Origin of the sequence: Aquimarina pacifica (assembly GCF_000520955.1) — a bacterium.
In the GTDB taxonomy this organism is placed as follows: Bacteria; Bacteroidota; Bacteroidia; order Flavobacteriales; family Flavobacteriaceae; genus Aquimarina; species Aquimarina pacifica.
This window is the reverse complement of the sequence record NZ_JACC01000007.1, coordinates 93,314-112,215: the sequence shown is the minus strand read 5'-3', so window position 1 is coordinate 112,215 and position 18,902 is coordinate 93,314. Positions and strand designations below refer to the sequence as shown.

Annotated in this window: 16 protein-coding genes; all 16 read left to right on the top strand. The window is 33.6% G+C overall.

Annotated features, from left to right (window positions below):
* The first annotated feature begins 158 nt into the window (after positions 1-158).
* The 16 genes from ruvA (at position 159) to DZ60_RS0104975 (ending at position 18,488) form a co-directional block, all read left to right on the top strand.
* Positions 159-740 carry a Holliday junction branch migration protein RuvA gene (gene ruvA / locus DZ60_RS0105050; RefSeq protein WP_025741004.1) on the top strand — a complete coding sequence of 194 codons (582 nt, stop codon included), beginning with the start codon at positions 159-161 and terminating at the stop codon, positions 738-740.
* A gap of 59 nt (positions 741-799) precedes the next feature.
* Entirely contained in the window at positions 800-8,002 is a 7,203-nt protein-coding gene (gene sov / locus DZ60_RS0105045; RefSeq protein ID WP_081740397.1) for a T9SS outer membrane translocon Sov/SprA, read from the top strand.
* A gap of 287 nt (positions 8,003-8,289) precedes the next feature.
* Positions 8,290-8,670 carry a glycine cleavage system protein GcvH gene (gene gcvH / locus DZ60_RS0105040; RefSeq protein WP_025741002.1) on the top strand — a complete coding sequence of 127 codons (381 nt, stop codon included), beginning with the start codon at positions 8,290-8,292 and terminating at the stop codon, positions 8,668-8,670.
* A complete protein-coding gene (locus DZ60_RS24030) occupies positions 8,642-9,067 on the top strand; it encodes a VanZ family protein (RefSeq protein WP_025741001.1) in 426 nt (141 codons plus the stop codon). Before gcvH ends, DZ60_RS24030 begins: the two co-directional genes overlap by 29 nt.
* Before the next feature lie 129 nt (positions 9,068-9,196).
* Positions 9,197-9,922, top strand: coding sequence for an energy transducer TonB (locus tag DZ60_RS0105030; protein ID WP_025741000.1), 726 nt, complete (start codon positions 9,197-9,199; stop codon positions 9,920-9,922).
* Between the two features lie 99 nt (positions 9,923-10,021).
* Positions 10,022-11,008 (top strand): energy transducer TonB, encoded by a 987-nt coding sequence (locus DZ60_RS24025; RefSeq protein WP_161634366.1) that lies wholly within the window; start codon positions 10,022-10,024, stop codon positions 11,006-11,008.
* A gap of 89 nt (positions 11,009-11,097) precedes the next feature.
* A complete protein-coding gene (locus DZ60_RS24020) occupies positions 11,098-12,009 on the top strand; it encodes an energy transducer TonB (protein ID WP_025740998.1) in 912 nt (303 codons plus the stop codon).
* 126 nt (positions 12,010-12,135) lie between these two features.
* Positions 12,136-12,879, top strand: coding sequence for an energy transducer TonB (locus tag DZ60_RS0105015; protein ID WP_034228790.1), 744 nt, complete (start codon positions 12,136-12,138; stop codon positions 12,877-12,879).
* A gap of 224 nt (positions 12,880-13,103) precedes the next feature.
* Positions 13,104-14,030, top strand: coding sequence for a heme o synthase (gene cyoE, locus DZ60_RS0105010; RefSeq protein WP_162831959.1), 927 nt, complete (start codon positions 13,104-13,106; stop codon positions 14,028-14,030).
* Positions 14,021-14,602, top strand: a complete 582-nt coding sequence (locus DZ60_RS0105005) for a cytochrome c oxidase subunit 3 (RefSeq protein WP_025740995.1) — start codon at positions 14,021-14,023, stop codon at positions 14,600-14,602. The genes cyoE and DZ60_RS0105005 overlap by 10 nt, the downstream gene beginning before the upstream one ends.
* 139 nt (positions 14,603-14,741) lie before the next feature.
* Positions 14,742-15,725, top strand: a complete 984-nt coding sequence (locus DZ60_RS0105000) for a cytochrome c oxidase subunit 3 (RefSeq protein ID WP_025740994.1) — start codon at positions 14,742-14,744, stop codon at positions 15,723-15,725.
* Between the two features lie 23 nt (positions 15,726-15,748).
* Complete coding sequence (locus DZ60_RS0104995; RefSeq protein WP_025740993.1) at positions 15,749-16,108, top strand: cytochrome C oxidase subunit IV family protein; 360 nt, start codon at positions 15,749-15,751, stop codon at positions 16,106-16,108.
* Positions 16,109-16,279: 171 nt separating this feature from the next.
* Positions 16,280-16,933 (top strand): membrane protein, encoded by a 654-nt coding sequence (locus DZ60_RS0104990; protein WP_025740992.1) that lies wholly within the window; start codon positions 16,280-16,282, stop codon positions 16,931-16,933.
* A 55-nt stretch (positions 16,934-16,988) separates the two neighbouring features.
* Complete coding sequence (locus DZ60_RS0104985; protein WP_025740991.1) at positions 16,989-17,723, top strand: SCO family protein; 735 nt, start codon at positions 16,989-16,991, stop codon at positions 17,721-17,723.
* The gene (locus tag DZ60_RS0104980; protein ID WP_025740990.1) at positions 17,716-18,264 is read left to right on the top strand and encodes a DUF420 domain-containing protein; all 549 of its coding nucleotides are present in this window, start codon (positions 17,716-17,718) and stop codon (positions 18,262-18,264) included. The genes DZ60_RS0104985 and DZ60_RS0104980 overlap by 8 nt, the downstream gene beginning before the upstream one ends.
* Before the next feature lie 11 nt (positions 18,265-18,275).
* On the top strand, positions 18,276-18,488 hold the full coding sequence (locus DZ60_RS0104975) for a hypothetical protein (protein WP_025740988.1): 213 nt from the start codon (positions 18,276-18,278) through the stop codon (positions 18,486-18,488).
* Positions 18,489-18,902 lie beyond the last annotated feature (414 nt).

Genomic DNA, 18,902 nt, shown 5'->3' with positions numbered 1-18,902 from the left:
AATGTTTATAAATATAATCTAAGTAAGGGCTTATTTAATTCTTGTTCAGGAAATAAAAGGGTATAATTTCCCTTAGAAACCATCCTGTAAAGCTTGTTTTTATTAAACATATGTAGAAGAATTTCACTACATTTGGACGCTTAACATCAAATTAACAAATGATCACACATATCAAAGGGAGGCTTGTAGAAAAAAATCCTACTGATGTAGTACTAGATTGTAATGGAGTAGGGTATCTTTTACATATTTCATTACATACATATTCTTTAATCCCTGAAGGAGAAGCACTACAGCTCTATACACACTTACAAGTTAAAGAGGATTCTCATACACTATTTGGTTTTGCAGAGAAGTCAGAAAGAGAAATCTTTAGACTTTTAATTTCTGTTTCTGGGATAGGTGCTAGCACAGCAAGAACCATGTTGTCATCCTTGCACCCAGATCAAATAAAAGAAGCGATTGCTTCTAATGATGTTGCAACAATTCAGTCAATCAAAGGTATTGGCGCAAAAACGGCACAAAGGGTTATTATAGATTTGAAAGATAAAATTCTTAAAGTTTATAATATTGACGAAGTTTCTCCATCACAAAACAATACTAATAAAGATGAAGCGTTATCAGCATTAGAAACCCTCGGATTTAATAGAAAAATTGCGGAAAAAGTAGTTGATAAAGTCTTAAGAGTGAGTCCTAAAGAAACGGTTGAAAATATTATTAAACAAGCACTAAAAAATTTATAAAAACATTGAGTTCTTCTAGTTATTTACACTTTGGTTTTTTTAGGATATTAGTATGCTTGATGATGCTTGGTAGTAGTATTTTGCATGGTCAGGAAAATGAAACTGTTCGCGATTCTACAAGTACTACGTTTTCTATGGGCGAGATTTCCTTACCAGATCCAAATAGTATTATTGCTAAATATGAATATGATCCTATTACCAATAGATATATTTATAGGGAAATGCTGGGTGATTTTAATGTAAAATATCCGTTGTTTTTAACCCCAGCAGAATTTGAGGCCCTGGTAGAAGAAGAACAACGCAAAGCTTATTTTAAAGAAAAAATTGCAGCCTTCAGTGGTAAACAGGATGGTAGTGAAGAAAAGCGAAAAAATTTACTTCCTATATTTTATGTGAATTCTAATTTTTTTGAATCGGTTTTCGGGGGAAGTGAAATAGAAATTATTCCCCAAGGATCTGTAGAAATGGATTTAGGATTGTTATATACCAAACAAGACAATCCTGCATTTTCACCTCGAAATCAGAGTAATTTTACCTTTGATTTTGATCAAAGAATTAGTTTGAGCTTATTAGGAAAAATAGGAACAAGGTTACAGGTGACAGCCAATTATGATACAGAATCTACTTTTGATTTTCAGAATCAATTAAAGTTAGAATATACACCTACAGAAGACGATATAATACAGAGTATAGAAGTGGGTAACGTAAGCATGCCTATTAACAGCTCATTAATTCAGGGTGCCCAGAGTCTTTTTGGGGTTAAAATGGGATTCCAGTTCGGTAGAACTACAATAACAGGAGTGTTTTCTGAGCAGCGTTCTGAAACAAAATCAGTAAGTGTTGAAGGAGGTGGTACAGTAGAAGATTTTGAAGTTTTTGCGTTGGATTATGATGAAAATAGGCATTTCTTCTTATCGCATTATTTTCGAGATAATTATGATGAAGCCTTAGAGAGTTATCCTTTTATAAATAATAATATTCAGATTACAAGGATCGAGGTTTGGGTAACAAATAATGCTGCAAGTACGCAGACATTGACGAATGCACGTAATATAGTTGCATTACAAGATCTTGGTGAATCACCAGATGCAGGAAATTTTAGTATCCCTTCAACATTATTTAATACAGGTTCGGGAGCATTTCCAGATAATAGTAATAATGATTTGGATCCTTCAGAAATAGATGCTTCAGGACCAATTACAGAGTCAGTAAGACAAATATCGACCGTTAGACAAGGGTTTATTGGCCCGTTAGCGACGTTTAATGAAGGAACGGATTATGCCATTTTAGAAAATGCAAAAAAGCTAGGGACGAATGAGTATACCTTAAATACACAGTTAGGGTATATTTCTCTTAATCAACGATTGAATAACGATGAGGTATTGGCAGTTGCCTTTCAATATACTGTAGGAGGTAAAGTTTTTCAGGTAGGAGAGTTTGCCAATGATGGGGTAGATGCTACGGTGGGAGAAAGTACAGAAACAGATGATGTTGCAGCTGGTTCTAGTCAAAGTTTAGTAGTTAGAATGCTTAAGAGCCCTATTGTTGATGTGACAAGACCAATGTGGGATCTAATGATGAAAAATATTTACAACACTGGTGCATATAGTCTTGAGCAAAATGATTTTGTACTTAATATCTTATATTCTAATCCTTCTCCTGTAAATTATATTACGGCAGCAGAGGGGTCATCACTCGCTTTACCCGAAGATGTTGAGCAAACTACCTTGCTTAAGGTTTTTAATTTAGATCGACTTAACACAAATAATGATCCGGTGCAAGGAGGAGACGGGTTCTTTGATTATACTTCTGGAATAACTGTTGATACACAAAATGGTCGAATTATTTTTACAACAGTAGAGCCTTTTGGAGAGCATCTCTTTAATAAGTTGGATAATGGTTCGTCAGTAACAAACTATACAAACGAAACTACATATAATCCAAATCAAGAGAAGTACGTATTTAGAGACTTATATACCAAGACAAAGGTTATTGCAGAACAAGAATCAGCAGATAAAAACTATTTTCAGTTAAAAGGACGATATAAATCTTCTGGTCAGGGCGGTATTTCGTTAGGGGCATTTAATGTGCCACAAGGTTCTGTAACGGTAACCGCAGGAGGTAGAGTACTGCAAGAAGGAGTTGATTATACGGTGAATTATCAGTTAGGTAGAGTGACTATTCTAGATGAAGCATTGGCATCCTCTGATACTCCGATCGAAGTGTCTACAGAAAACAATGCTGTTTTTGGTCAACAAACAAAACGTTTTACAGGTATAAACATAGAGCATAAATTTAGTGATGATTTTATAGTAGGAGGTACTTTTTTAAACTTGAATGAGCGTCCGATCACCCAAAAATCCAGTTATGATTTTGAGCCAATCAATAATACAATATTAGGTACTAATGTCGCTTATGCTACCGAGGTTCCTTTTCTAACAAGAATGGTAAATAAATTGCCAAATATAGATACTGATGTGCCGTCAAATATATCACTGAGAGCAGAAGCAGCTTATCTTATTGCAGGAGCACCAAAGGGCGCTGATTTTGAAGGTAAGGTTACAACGTATATTGATGATTTTGAAGGAGCTCAAACTCAGATAGATATTAGTTCACCACTTTCTTGGGAATTATCGAGTGTTCCTATTGGTTTTGGAGATCCTGATAATATAGCTAGTGATGTGATTATAGATGGGATCGAGTCTGGCTATAGAAGAGCGAAGCTTTCCTGGTATTCTATTGATCCTATTTTTTATAGTAATAGTAGACCTAGTGGTATTTCAGAATTTGATTTGGCTTCTAATGCTACCAGAAGAGTATTTCTACAGGAGATATTTGAAAACACTGATGTGGTTGTTGGGCAATCGTTGGCAATACAAACGTTGGATTTAAACTATGATCCGGGTACCAGAGGTCCTTATAACTTTAATCCCGCATACGCTCCTAATAGCAGTGATGCTGCTCCGGATCCTAGAAATAATTTTGCAGGAATAACACGACAATTAACATCAACCAACTTTGAACAGTCTAATGTAGAGTTTATTGAGTTTTGGTTGATGGATCCTTTTCAGTTTGATGATGTGGATAATCCGGGAGGAACTATTGTTTTTAACCTAGGGAATATTAGTGAGGATGTGCTAAGAGATGGTAGAAAACAATATGAAAATGGATTGCCTACTTCTTCAAATGGTGAAAGTTTTGTTGATACAGAATATGCACGAGTCCCTGTTAATCAATCTTTGATATACGCTTTTGATTCTGAAGGAGCAGACAGAACTGCTCAGGATGCAGGATTTGATGGGTTAACAGATGCAGAAGAAAAGCAGAAAGAAGAATTTGCAGCATTTCAGTCGTTAGATGATCCGGCAGCAGATAATTACACCTATTTTCTTCAAGCTGATGGAGATGTGTTAGAGCGATATAGTAATTATAACGGTGTAGAAGGTAATTCTCCAACTGAGGTGACTGATACTAATAGAGGGAATACTACCTATCCAACAGCAGAAGATGTAAATAGGGATAATACAATGAATACCATTGATAGTTATTTTGAGTATGAGATTCCTATTTTTAGAGGAATGGATGCAGGTAATGATGGGGGTACAGGTTATATTTCTGATGTAATTCCAAATGTTCCAATAGAAGTGTCTGGATTGCAATTTAATACACGTTGGGTACGATTTAAGATTCCGATATATGAACCAGATAGAGCAGTAAATGGGATCAGTGATTATAGGTCTATACGTTTTATGAGAATGTATTTAACAGGTTTTGAGCAACCAACATTATTGAGGTTTGGTAATATGGATCTGGTTAGGGGAGATTATAGGCGATATGCTGTTTCAGGAACAGGGGTAAATGATCCTAATAGCGGTATTAATACGAATGCAGATGGTTTTTCTGGAGATAGTGAAATTTTTGATGTTATTGTAACTTCTGTTAGTGAGGAGGATACTCAGAATTATGCAACTCCACCTGGGGTAGTAAGAGAAGAGTTAAATACCAATAACAATATTATTAGAGAAGATGAAAGGGCGCTTTCTCTTGAGGTAAATCAATTACAGACAGGAGATGCTCGTGGTGTGTATAAGAATTTTAATGTAGACATGCGACAGTATGAAAACTTAGAAATGTTCCTTCATGCAGAATCATTAGATGGCCAGGCAGAGCTTAGAGATGGTAATTTGGTAGCTTTTATTAGAATGGGAAGTGATTTTACAAATAACTTCTATCAAATAGAATTGCCATTGCAGGTTTCGGGTAGTAATGATCAATCTCCAGATGGTGTTTGGCCAAGTAATAACCGATTGAATTTAGACTTAAGTCTATTACAAAAAATAAAATCAGCCGTTATCGGAAACGCAAATTTTGATTCGACATCACTTGTTTATTTTAATGCGAATGGTGATACTCCTACTATTAATCCTGGGCCAAACAATAGTCTTGGTAATTTAAGGATTGGGGTGAAGGGTAATCCTAATTTTGGAGATGTTCGAGTGATGATGGTTGGAGTCAAAAATGAAAGTGGAAGCGAAAAATCAGGAGAGGTTTGGTTTAATGAAATGCGTCTAACAGATCTTAAGAACCAAGGAGGTTGGGCCGCTATAGGAAGTATGGATGCTAATATTGCAGATTTTGCCAATATAAGTGCTTCGGGAAGAGTTAGTACTATTGGATTTGGAGGTATTGAACAAGGTCCTAATGAGCGTAGTCTAGAGGATGTTAAGCAATATGACCTAACTGCAAACGTAAATTTGGGACAATTACTTCCTAAGAAATGGGGGATACAGTTACCGTTTAATTATAGTAGAGGTGAGGAGTTGATAACACCGCAGTATGATCCTGAATTTTTAGATTTAGAACTTCAAGCGAGACTCGATAATATAACAGATCCAGCAGAGAAAAAACGTGTCGAAGAGCAGTCTACAGATTATACAGAACGACAAAGTTTTAATGTTATCGGATTGCGAAAAGAAAGAATGGGCGATGCTAAGCCGATGCCATATGATGTAGAAAACTTTACATTTTCGGGAACCTATAATCAGACAGATCATCGTGATTTTGAGATCGAGAAATCATTAGACCAAAATGTGAGAGTAGGCGCTACTTATGATTTCGGTTTTCAGCCTAAAGAAGTAGAACCTTTCAAAAAAATTAAGCTCTTAGGAAAGAGTAAATATTTTAACTTACTAAAAGATTTCAACTTTAATTTATTGCCAACGAGTATTTCTGCTAGTACTAATATATCTAGGCAATACAATGAGCAAATTTTTAGGGATATAACTCTAGGGCCTGACGATATAGGATTACCAACATTATACCAACGTAATTTTCTTTATGATTGGCAATATGGAATCAACTATAATTTAACCAAGTCATTAAGTGTTAATTTTACTTCTGCAAATAATAGAATTGTTAAAAACTTTATAGATGAGAATAATGAAGTAGATAATTCTATTGATTTATGGAGTGGGTTTTTTGATATAGGAGACGCTAATACACATAGTCAACAACTTCAGGTAAACTATGAAATTCCGTTTAACAAAATACCATTATTCAAGTTTATGCGTGCAACATATTCGTATAGTGCAGATTTTCAATGGGTAAAAGGTAGTGAGGTTTTCAAAACATTAGATGATATTCCAGATTTAGGAAATACAGTTCAAAACGCGAATGTTCATTCTGTAAATGGGTCTTTAGATATGAATACCCTTTATAAATATGTTGGTCTTACCAAAAAGAGGCCTGGTAGGAAAAGTACAAAAAGGAAAAAATCAAAGGATAAGAAGGATTCAAATGATAAAAATGAAGAAGAATCTAAGTCCAAGGCCGCACCAAAAAACAATACGCGAAATAGAAGAGGGAAATTAAGTGTTGGCGATAAAGCATATAATACTTTAATTGGTTTGGTTACGGCTGTAAAAAAAGTAAATGTAAATTATCAACAAGATAATGGGATTTTTCTACCTGGATATGTCAGAGAGCCTGGTTTTGTAGGGACATTAAAACCAACTGTTGGATTTACTTTTGGTAGTCAATCTGAGATACGTGATATAGCTGCTCGTAACGGATGGCTTACCTTGTATCAGGACTTTAATCAACAGTATAAAGAGGTAGAAGGAAGGCAGCTTAACGTTCAGGCTACTTTAGGGCTTTTAGATGATCTTAAGATTGATATTAGTGCAAATAGAAACTATTCTGATACATATACAGAAAATTTTGTTGTAAACAGTGATCTTGAGTATAACTCTTTGACGCCAAATGTATATGGTAACTTTACATCCTCAACGGTACTGATAGGTACTGCTTTTAGTAAAAGTGATCAATTTAATTCTGAAGCATTTGAAGATTTTAAAAACAATAGGCTTATCATAGCACAGCGTCTGGCAGTCGAAAGAGGGATAGATCCTTTTAGTGACTCAGACGGAGATGGTTTTGTTGATGCTGATGGAGACAGAGATGGTTTTCCTGACGGATTTGGTGGTACAAATCAAGCTGTCCTATTGCCTGCATTTTTGGCGGCATATTCTGGGACAGATGCCTCCAAAGTTCAGAAAGGTGCGTTTAGGGATATACCACTTCCGAATTGGGATATAAAGTATACGGGATTGATGAATATTAAATGGTTTAAGAAAAGGTTTAAACGTTTCTCTATGGCCCATGGGTATAGAGCAAATTATACCATTAATCAATTTCAGACAAATTTAGAATACAATGCTAATAACCGCGATGCTGTAGATGAATCGGATAATTTTATTAATCCAATGTTGTACTCTAATGTAAATTTAACAGAACAGTTTAGTCCGCTTATTAGATTGGATATGGAGATGAAGAATTCGATAAAAATTCTTGCAGAGTGGAAAAAAGACCGCGCTTTATCGTTAAGTTTTGATAATAATTTGCTTACAGAAATTCAAGGAAATGAATATATAATTGGACTTGGGTATAGGCTAGAGGATCTTACTTTTGTCACTAGAGTAGGTGGGAGAAAACAAGTAATAAAAAGTGATCTTAACCTTAGAGCCGATGTGTCTCTTAGGCAAAATGAAACTTTGGTGCGTTACTTGGATCTCGATAATGTACAGATAACAGCCGGTCAGGATATTTACGGAATTAAGTTTACAGCAGATTATGCGTTAAGTAAAAACTTAACAGCATTATTATTTTATGATCATACCTTCTCAGAATATTCAATTTCTACCGCTTTTCCTCAAACTACTATTAGAGGAGGATTTACTTTGAGGTATAATTTTGGGAATTAAAATAGATTCATTTTTTATTACAATTGTGTAATAGTGAGTTCAAAACCTACTTCTGCTTAATGTAGGTTATATTGTGTTTCGTTTCAGATGCAGCGTTTCAGTTTCTATAGATTGTGTCAAAATCAATATGTTTATTCATAAACAAAACATGTTGTCTTGTTATGAGTTTGTTGATTTTTACAAAGAGATTGATTTTTTCGTTTTTTTTTAGATGTATTATATAAAATCTAATAAAATAGATTTATTTTCGTCCTCAGATAATAACAAATTGATAAATATCATTTACAATGAATATTCCTGCAGATTTAAAATACACCAAAGATCACGAATGGATAAAAATTGATGGAGATGTAGCTACCGTTGGAATTACCGATTTTGCACAAAGCGAATTGGGTGATATCGTTTATGTCGAAGTAGAAACAATAGGGGAGACATTAGAAAAAGAAGAGGTTTTTGGAACAGTAGAGGCTGTGAAGACGGTATCAGATTTGTTTCAGCCTTTAACAGGGGAGATTATCGAATTTAATGAGGTGCTAGAGAATGATCCCGAATTAGTGAATACAGACCCTTATGGTGATGGATGGATGGTTAAAATTAAGATTTCTGATGCCTCTCAAATAGAGGAGTTAATATCTGCGGATGATTATAAAGAAGTTATTGGAGGATAAAATCCTTTTTTTATTACTTATTGGGTTAACCTGCGGATTGACTTGGGCTTCATTGGCCAAAATTGCCAATCCAATACAAGTTGATTTTGATGGAGGAGATAAAATTGCACACTTTATAGCTTATTTCGTTTTTGCTATTGGTTGGTTTTTACCCCTTTTCTTTTCAAAAAAATGGAATAAAAGTCTTAATACAAGTATGTTTATCACAGCAGCTATATGCATTTCTTATGGTGTTTTGATGGAAATACTTCAATTAGTGCTTACTGCGTATAGAAGTTTTGATTGGTATGATGCAGTTGCAAATACATGCGGTACGATTTTTGCGCTACTTATTTTTAGTGTATTTAGAAGTAAAGTGATAAAATTAAAGGAAACAATCGGTAAATCAGTAGGATAAGATTTTTTATCGAGTGTTTGAGAAAGGAATAAAAGTTAAAAAAAAAATTTTTTGTTTTACATTTTCGTCTTTAGTAGGAAATTACAAAAGAAATTAGCTATTTTAGCAACACTATAACGATTATATATTATGGAACCAAAGAAAAATCCTAAAGCAGATTTAACTAAACGAAGTGCTCTTTTCCTTCAATTGGGCCTTATTTTAGTTCTTTTTATAACCTGGAGAGGAATCGAGTGGAAGACTTATGATAAAAGTAATATTGACATTGGTCAGGTAAATCTTGATGAATTAGAGGAAGAAGATGTGCCAATTACACAAAACTTGAACACACCTCCACCACCTCCACCTCCGCCACCAGCTCCAGAAGTTATTGATGTAGTAGAAGATGAAGAAGAAGTAGAAGAAACAATTATAGAATCTACAGAAACAAATCAGGAAGAAGAAATTGTTGAGGTAGAAGAAGTGGAAGATGTAGAAGAGGAAGAAGAAATCTCTGATGTTCCATTTGCGGTGATCGAAAATGTACCAGTTTTTCCTGGTTGTGAAAAAGTTGGAGGAAATGCTGCTAAGAAGAAGTGTATGAGTGATAAGGTTAAGAAGTTCGTAAACCGTAAATTCAACACAGAATTAGGTAGTGAACTTGGTTTATCAGGTGTAAATAGAATCTACGTGCGATTTAAGATCGATAGAACAGGTAATATTGTAGGTGTTCAAGCAAGAGGACCACACCCAAGATTAGAAAAAGAAGCGCAGCGTGTTGTAAAAATGTTGCCTAAAATGACGCCAGGTAAACAAAGAGGAAAAGCTGTAGGGGTATTATATTCTTTGCCAATTGTATTTCAAGTACAGAATTAAGGATACAGATAATATCTTATTTATAATTTAAAAAAATCCCATCTGAATAAGATGGGATTTTTTTATTGTTTAACTTTAGGTAATTTGATTATTACTACGATGCAAGAAATAAAAATACGAATAAGGAAAGAAAGTTTACAATATAGGCTTGCTTATGTAGTATTGTTATTGGTGATTTTGTTTTTTAACCAAGGGTTTACTAGTAGGTCAGAACGTTTTGGTGCTATTGATAATATTTCTGATTTCGAAGATGCTTTTTTAAAAAAGAGTACCATGGCGCCCTCCGTTTTGGATACTATACCCTTTAATGAAGTTGAAGTGCCGCCAGTTTTTGAAAAATGTTTAGAGTTTAGTCAATATTGTGAGCAAAGAAATTGTGTGGATAAAAGGATTGATAATGGGTTGAAAAAATATATAGATAGGGTTTTGAAAAATGATAGTGATTTTCTCCAGGGAGTTGCAAGAAGTCATGCAAGTTTTGTGATTGATACAAATGGAGATGTTACGCTATTAAGTGTGAAAGGGGAGAATGACAAAATAAATAAACTGATTTATAATTTTTTGTCGAAAATGAAGGATATTACACCGGGTAAAGAAAATGGAGCACAGGTCAATGTTCTATACGATAGGAATTTTTTTATCAAAAGGCAAAAAAATCTAGATGGTAAAATTGAGGATTTTGTCGAGATAACAGAGGATGTTGGGCAGGGTAATCTTGGTTTAAATAATGATGATATTATACCATTTCATTTTTCGTTATGTAGTAAGAAGTATACAAAAAGTACTTTTGTAATTAATGAGTGTATTAGTAAACAAATTCAAAAATTTGTGATTAAAAATTTTAATACAATAAGGACGGGGAAATTAGTTTCTTCAGGAACATATAAGATATTTGTACGTTTTACGATTTCTAAATGTGGGAATCTTACAGATGTTAAGGCGAGAGGACCACATCCTGAGTTTGAAAAAGAGGCGCAACGTATAGTTTTACTACTTTCTTCATATGTTTTAGAACCAGCTACTTATAACCAAAAGCCAATAGATCAAATGTTTTCTTTGCCTATTGTATTTGAGGTGCATAACTAAAAATGTACTTGGCGTTTGTTATAATTTACAAAAAATGCATCCTGTTTATAGATACATTCTTTATTTAAAAAACAAAAGTTAAAAGGTAAATGAAAATATATATAAAACGTTTATTAGTACTATCTATTGTGATTACATCATGCTATGTTGGATTTCCTAGTGAAGGAATAAAAAGTAAAAAAATAAACGAAAATCTAAAAAAAGAAGCTAAAGAAACCATTCCTTTTGAAGAGGTAGAAGTGCCACCAGTTTTTCAGAAATGTTTAGGGTTTAGTCAATATTGTGAGCAAAGAAATTGCGTAGATAAAAAGATCATAGACGCAATTCAGGTAGGTCTAAGTCGTCTTGCAAAAAAAGATAGTATGGCTATTATGGGTAAGATGAAAATTGAAATTCAACTTATGATTGATACCGATGGAACTTTAATGGTGTCAGATGTAAGTGGTGGTAATACGAAGATAAGAGATGCTGTTTATGAGGTTTTGTCACACACGCCAAATATGAAGCCAGGTGAGCAAGATGGGGTCAGAGTAAACGTTCTTTACACGAAAGGCTTTAATTTGCTAGGTAAGAAAAAAATAGATGCAATGTCTTCTAAATATAAATATGATGTTCATGTTTCTGAAGATAGGTCCAATAATAAGATGGATCATGATAAATTGATTCCATTTCAATTTTCTTTTTGTAAGAAATCAGAAAAATATGATGCTCAGTTTAAAAAATGTATGAGTAAACAAATTGTGAAATTCGTACGTAAAAATTTTGACAAAAAAATGGTTGATAATGCAGGGATTCATGGAGAAAATAAAATATTTGTACGTTTTAAAATCTCTGAATGCGGAGGAGTCACTGATATAAGAGCGCGTGCCCATCATCAAAAATTAGAGGAAGAAGCTTGTCGTATAATTAATTTGTTATCGCAATATGTTATTGGGTCAGCAATCTACGATGAAAAACCAGTAGATATGCTCTACGCTTTGCCTATAGTATTAGATAATTAATTATGCGTCTCTATAATAAAATAAGAAGCTTTAAAATATCAGAATCCCGCTACAAATATGTAGACGGGATTCTTTTTTGGTATGCTTGTTGATTTAGTGATACTTGTAACGTTAAAACTAAATATTATGAGTAACAAGCACGACGCTAATGTACGTAAAAATACATTGGTGAATTTTCAGATTGGACTAATCGCAAGTCTATTATTTTCATTTTTTATGTTCGAAGTATATACCGCAATACCCAATGATATTGTGGTAGATCCGCCAATTACAATTGATGATGCTCCGGTAGAATGGAGTCATGATTTCAAAGTTTATGAAGAGCCTAAACCAAAAGAGGTGATTGCAGCAAAGCATACCAAGCCGGTCGTAGATCCTCAAGAATTTAAAATTGCAAAAGATACTGATGTCCTTAAGGATATAGATAAGATCTTTAAAAATGTACAGCCTACAGAGTCTGCTCCTATTAGATCTAGTGATATCATCGATAAAGAAGAAGAGGTAGAAATTGTAGTCCCTTTTGATCGGATTGAATCCGCTCCTATATTTCCGGGATGTGAGAAGCTTAGTACAAACAAAGAAAGGGCAGCTTGTTTTTCAAAAAAAATTGCAAGGATTGTTTCAAGAAGATTTAATACTGGATTGGGGCAGGAATATGGCTTGGCAGGAATTCAGAGAATATATACCCAGTTTGAAGTTGATGCAAGCGGAGCAATTACTAATATCCAGATAAGGGCACCACATCCTCGATTAGAAAGAGAAGCAAAACGAGTGATTGATCTATTCCCTGAAATGACACCGGGTAAACAAAGAGGAAAACCGGTGCCAGTAAAATATCAGTTACCTATTGTTTTTCAGATTCAAGACTGATATAATAAAAATACTATCAAGTATAGAGAAATCTAGATTACGTTTATTCTTATAAGATGATACAACAAAGGCACTATGTATGGTGCCTTTGTTTTTTAGTTACTAGGTGCAATCGCTATAGACCTTTTATCATGTCTCCATCGGCTTGTTAAAAGGTGAATTATACTTAGTTATAAGTTGTCTAAAATGCTTTTAAGCTATATCTTTGCACCACTTTTACAAAAATGCTATCAGAAAACGTGCAAGACTTGAACGTAACCCAAATTAATACCGTAAAAACTTCTGTTATTCAGGATTTTAAGGAAATCACAAAAATGCGTTTGGCATTGAGTGTGGTTTTTTCTTCTGTAGCTGGTTATCTATTAGGGGTAGATACAATTTCATGGAGTACCGTATTGCTTCTTGCGATAGGCGGTTATTTTATGGTCGGAGCCTCAAATGCTTTTAACCAGATTATAGAAAGAGATTTGGATAAATTGATGGATCGCACTAAGAATAGACCGATTCCTTCAGGGAGAATGACTGTTAATACAGCCTTTGCAATTGCGACACTATTTACGCTGGCAGGGATTATTGTATTATATATTATTAATCCACAAACAGCCATGTTTGGTGCGATTTCTATTTTTATCTATGTGAGTTTGTATACACCACTAAAGACCAAAACCCCATTATCTGTTTTTGTAGGTGCTATACCGGGGGCTATTCCCTTTATGTTAGGTTGGGTTGCAGCAACTGATAATTTTGGGATCGAACCGGGGACACTTTTTATGATCCAGTTCTTTTGGCAATTTCCGCATTTTTGGGCAATTGGTTGGTTTTTATATGATGATTATAAAAAAGGAGGCTTTTTTATGCTTCCGACAGGAAAAAAAGATAAAGGAACCGCTGTTCAGGTGTTAATTTATACCGTATGGACCATCGTTACTTCGTTAATTCCGGTTTTTGGAGTTACAGGTAGCTTGTATTTGACACCAGTGTCTGGAGTGATTATTTTAGTATTGGGGTTGGTTTTGTTAAGGTCCGCTGTTCACCTTTATAACGAAAGAGATGCCAAAACAGCAAAAAAATTAATGTTGATGAGTGTGTTGTATATTACCCTATTACAAATCATTTATGTAGCTGATAAATTTATTCGGATATGGATTTAACTCAGGGAACTACCCAGGAAAAAGTAAAAAAATCGAAGAAAACCATGATGTGGTTTGCTATGATTAGCATGGCAATGGTATTTGCAGGACTTACGAGTGCCTATGTGGTTAGTAAGAGTAGAAAAGATTGGGCGACAGATTTAGTGTTTCCTCAAGTCTTTATTTATAGTGTATTAGTTATAATTGCTAGTAGTGTTACTTTTCATTTGGTAAAAAAAGCAATAGAAAAAGATAATAGAAAATTAGCAACATTATTACTGCTATCAACACTTATGCTGGGTATTGTATTTATTAGCATGCAATTCGAAGGATTTAGTGATATGATTCGTCAGGGGTATCACTTTACAGGGCCTACTTCTACAATTGTTACTACATTTATGTTTGTAATCGTAGTTACCCACCTTGCTCATATCTTTGGAGGGATTATTATGCTTTTAGTTGTAATTTATAATCATTTTAAACAAAAATATAAAAGAGGAGAAACTTTAGGTCTAGAACTAGGTGCTATGTATTGGCATTTTGTTGATTTTCTGTGGGTTTATCTATTTTTGTTCTTGTTTTTTGTCAAATAAGGCGAAACATAGTAATGATGTTCAGAAAATAGATTGTTTCTGCAAAGTATAATCCGTTTAATTAAAAAATAAAATTGAGCATCTGAAATGATAAAATTGATTATTTTTGTGGAAAATTTAACAACACCAAATTCTTTATATGGAAACAGCTGTTACTAAAACAGGCACTGAAGATAAAATCTGGGGAGGTGGAAATCAGCCACTCAAGGTGAGTTATGGTAAAATGATGATGTGGTTTTTTATCCTTTCGGATGCCCTTACATTTTCAGGTTTTCTTGCCGCATATGGTTTTTCGAGATTTAAGTTTATAGATTCATGGCCAATTGCCGACGAAGTATTTAATCACTTCCCATTCTTACATGGCGTTGATGCGCCTATGTATTATGTAGCTTTAATGACCTTTATTCTGATTTTTTCATCAGTTACAATGGTATTAGCTGTAGATGCAGGTCATCAGATGAAACAGAAAAAGGTGATTTTGTACATGTTTCTTACTATTATTGGTGGTGCCATTTTTGTTGGTTCTCAAGCATGGGAGTGGAAAAACTTTATCAAAGGAGAATATGGTGCAATAGAGACTAGAGGAGGTCAGATTCTACAGTTTGTTGATGCAGATGGTCATAGAGTGAAGTTAGAAGACATTGCTATTGTGGATCATCATAGTGATAGAGCACAGCATGAAAGTAAAAATGGTATTTGGTATGATAAGGAGGCAACACTTCCTACCTATACAATTGCAGAAATAAAAGCAGGTTTTACAAAACGAAAGGATATCGTTTTAAGAACACAGATCCTTACGGATAAAGGTGAAAAGACAATACTTTCAAGAGAAGAATCTCTAAAGAGATTAAATAAAGACGCAATTGGTATTGTAGAAGGAGCAAACTTAGTTCATAATGAATACGGAACACCGCTATTTGCTAACTTCTTTTTCTTTATAACTGGTTTTCACGGTTTCCACGTATTTTCAGGGGTAATTATCAATATCATTATCTTCATTAATGTAATTCTTGGTACTTATGAAAGAAGAAAGAATTATGAGATGGTCGAAAAGGTTGGTTTATACTGGCACTTTGTAGATTTGGTATGGGTATTTGTATTTACATTCTTTTACCTGGTTTAATAACAATTTAGAAGTTTAATAACATGGCACACGATACAGCACATCATGAATCAAATACTAAGCTAATTTGGAAAGTATTTTTTATACTTTCTGTAATTACAATCGTAGAAGTATTCTTAGGAATTATAAAACCAGCATTTTTAGTAGATACTACTTTTATTAGTATGAAATTACTAAACTGGATATTTATTATTCTTACCATATGGAAAGCATATTATATTACCTGGTCATTCATGCATATGGAAGGAGAAACAAAAGGATTAAGAAGATCTGTAGTTTGGACAGGAATTTTCTTAGTAAGTTATTTGATTTTCATCCTCCTTACAGAAGGAGATTATATATATGAAGTATTTAAAGCAGGACATAAAAGCTGGGACTTTTAATTCTTTTTATAATACGTTAAAAGCTTTGTAAAAAGACGGTTTTTTGAACCGTCTTTTTTATTTTTGTACCGTATTCAAAATGATTAGTAAAGAGATGTTATTTCTTGTTTTAATCAGAGATACGAATTAATCAAATGGTTGTAAATGACCATAAGAAAAGGTATTCGTTACATGAAAAAATTTCTTGTTTTAGGTGTTCTATTTATATTACCATTAGTAGCTTATTTGTTTTTTGCTTCTGGAGTACATAATTTTTCTAAACTACCAGTGCTGAATGATCAAATAGGGGATCTTAATAATTTTGAAGCACTTTCTGATGAACAAGTAATGTTTAAGGACAAAATAAGTGTGCTTGGTTTTTTAGGGAATGATATTTTTAATAAGCAAGGAAATGCCTTTAATCTAAATCAAAAAATATACAAAAAGAATGCTGGTTTTCGAGATTTTCAGTTTGTGATGGCGCTGCCTTTCGGAAGTGAGGATGAGGCAAAAGAATTGTTAGATGAGTTAGATAATATAACAGATGTCTCAGGTTGGAAATTTGTTTTCGGAACCCCTGAGCGTATAAAAACCTTGTTTCATAGTCTTGGTGGGCCACACACGTTAGATGAAAATTTAGCAACGAATTATGTGTATATCATAGACAAGAATGGAAGCTTGAGAGGGAGAGATGGGAAATTAAAAGAAAATGAAATTGAAGTTTATGGATATGATGCAAGCTCAGTAGCTGATTTGTCAAATGTCATGAATGATGATATAAAAGTAATTCTTGCAGAATATCGTTTAGCACTAAAAAAATATAAAGCGGATCGCACAGAAAACTAAAATAAGATATAGAATCTTAAGAATGGATAAACAGTTTCGTTACAATAGATAGTTCATGAAAAAATACTCATATGTAGGGATATCATTTATAATACTACTCTTCGGTATTATTTTCGTTCCCAGAATTGTAAAAAGAGTCAAAGGCTCCTCTGTCATAAAAAATGATAGGATGAGTGCAAATAATCCTGTAGCCAATGAGAAGCTCGGCTATATAAAACTTAATAATATCCCAAAAAAAGTACCTGATTTTGCTTTCTTAGATCAGGATAGTATTTTGATTACAAATCATGATTACAAAGGAAAAGTGTATGTAGTTGACTTTTTCTTTACCAGTTGTCCTACTATTTGCCCTAGAATGAGCCGTAATTTGGTATATCTTCAGGATCAATTAAAGGAGTATGAGAATTTTGGCGTAGCTTCTTTTACCATAAACCCAAAGCATGATACTCCTAGAAGACTCAAAAAATATGCTGAAAACTATAAGGTTACTGATCCTGATTGGCATTTTTTGACAGGAGAAAGAGAAGATATTTATGAACTTGCGAATGCTGGTTTTAATATTTATGCTGCCGAAAACCCTGATGTTCCAGGAGGCTTTGAGCATAATGGCTATTTTGCATTAATCGATCAGGACGGGTATGTTAGGTCGAGATATGACGCATCGGGAAATCCAATCGTTTATTATAGAGGTACCATTGGTATAGAAGAGAAGATGGATGAAAATGGAGAAGAGGAGCAAGTTTCAATACTATTAGAAGATATAAAGAAATTACTAAAAAACAATGAGTAAAAGTTCATCATCAGACGTAGAGAAAAAGTATAAAAAATGGATTGTCACCTTGTCTATTGTAATTCCGTTGGCAGTGGCGGCATTGTTTGGGGTTAATCTCAGGAGATTGGGTTTTGATGTACAACCACTTACTTTTTTACCACCAATATATGCAACAATTAATGGTTTGACAGCGGTTCTTTTATTAATTGCATTATGGGCAATAAAACAGAAGAACATTGTGCTACATAAGCGACTAATGAAAACAGCAATTTTTTGTTCAGTATTGTTTTTATTGCTTTATATAGCATATCACATGACTAGTGATTCTACAAAGTTTGGAGGCGAAGGAGGTATTCAATATGTGTATTATTTTATTCTTGTTACGCATATAGTATTATCTATTGCAGTGATTCCATTAGTATTAATTACGTATGTTAGGGCTCTAGCAGAACGTTTTGATAAACATAAGAAGATAGCACGAATTACATTCCCAATTTGGTTATATGTTGCGATTACTGGCGTGATAGTATATTGTATGATTTCGCCATATTATACCTAATTTGATCTTTAATGAACTATAGAATAGCAGGCATATTTGTTGTATTATTTCTAGCGACTCTTCCGGTAGAGGCTCAGTGTGCAATGTGTAGGGCTGTTTTAGAAAGTGAAGAAGGGCAAGAGACTGCAAAAGGAATCAATAATGGAATTGTGTATCTCATGGTTATTCCCTATATATTAATTGGTTTGGTAGGTTTTTTTATTTATCGAAGTAAGAAAAAGTAGGTTTTTTTAGTTTGACTAAGAAATATCTTTTTTAGGACCATACTAGATTTAGTTTTTTAGAGAATATTCTGCTATAAATATCACCTTTAGGATCTTTTGTTTTTTATAATTATTATAATTAAAGCAAAGTAATCAGAGTGTACCACACGATACATGATTGTGTCATGTAAAAATTACTAGAACATCATTTTTTCAAACTTTGTTAACGAGGTTATATTTCCTAATGTAATAATTCTTCATATGAGGTACCTCTGTTAATTTGGTTAAAACCATGCTACTTTGATGTTTTATTTTGTGTAAATTAGAAGTAAAATAGGGTGTGACAAGAAAATAGGTGTTAGAGTATTATCTATTATTTTTTTAAGTTTAGCGTCAAATTTGATGAAGAAGGTTAGGCTTACTTCTTATAATCGT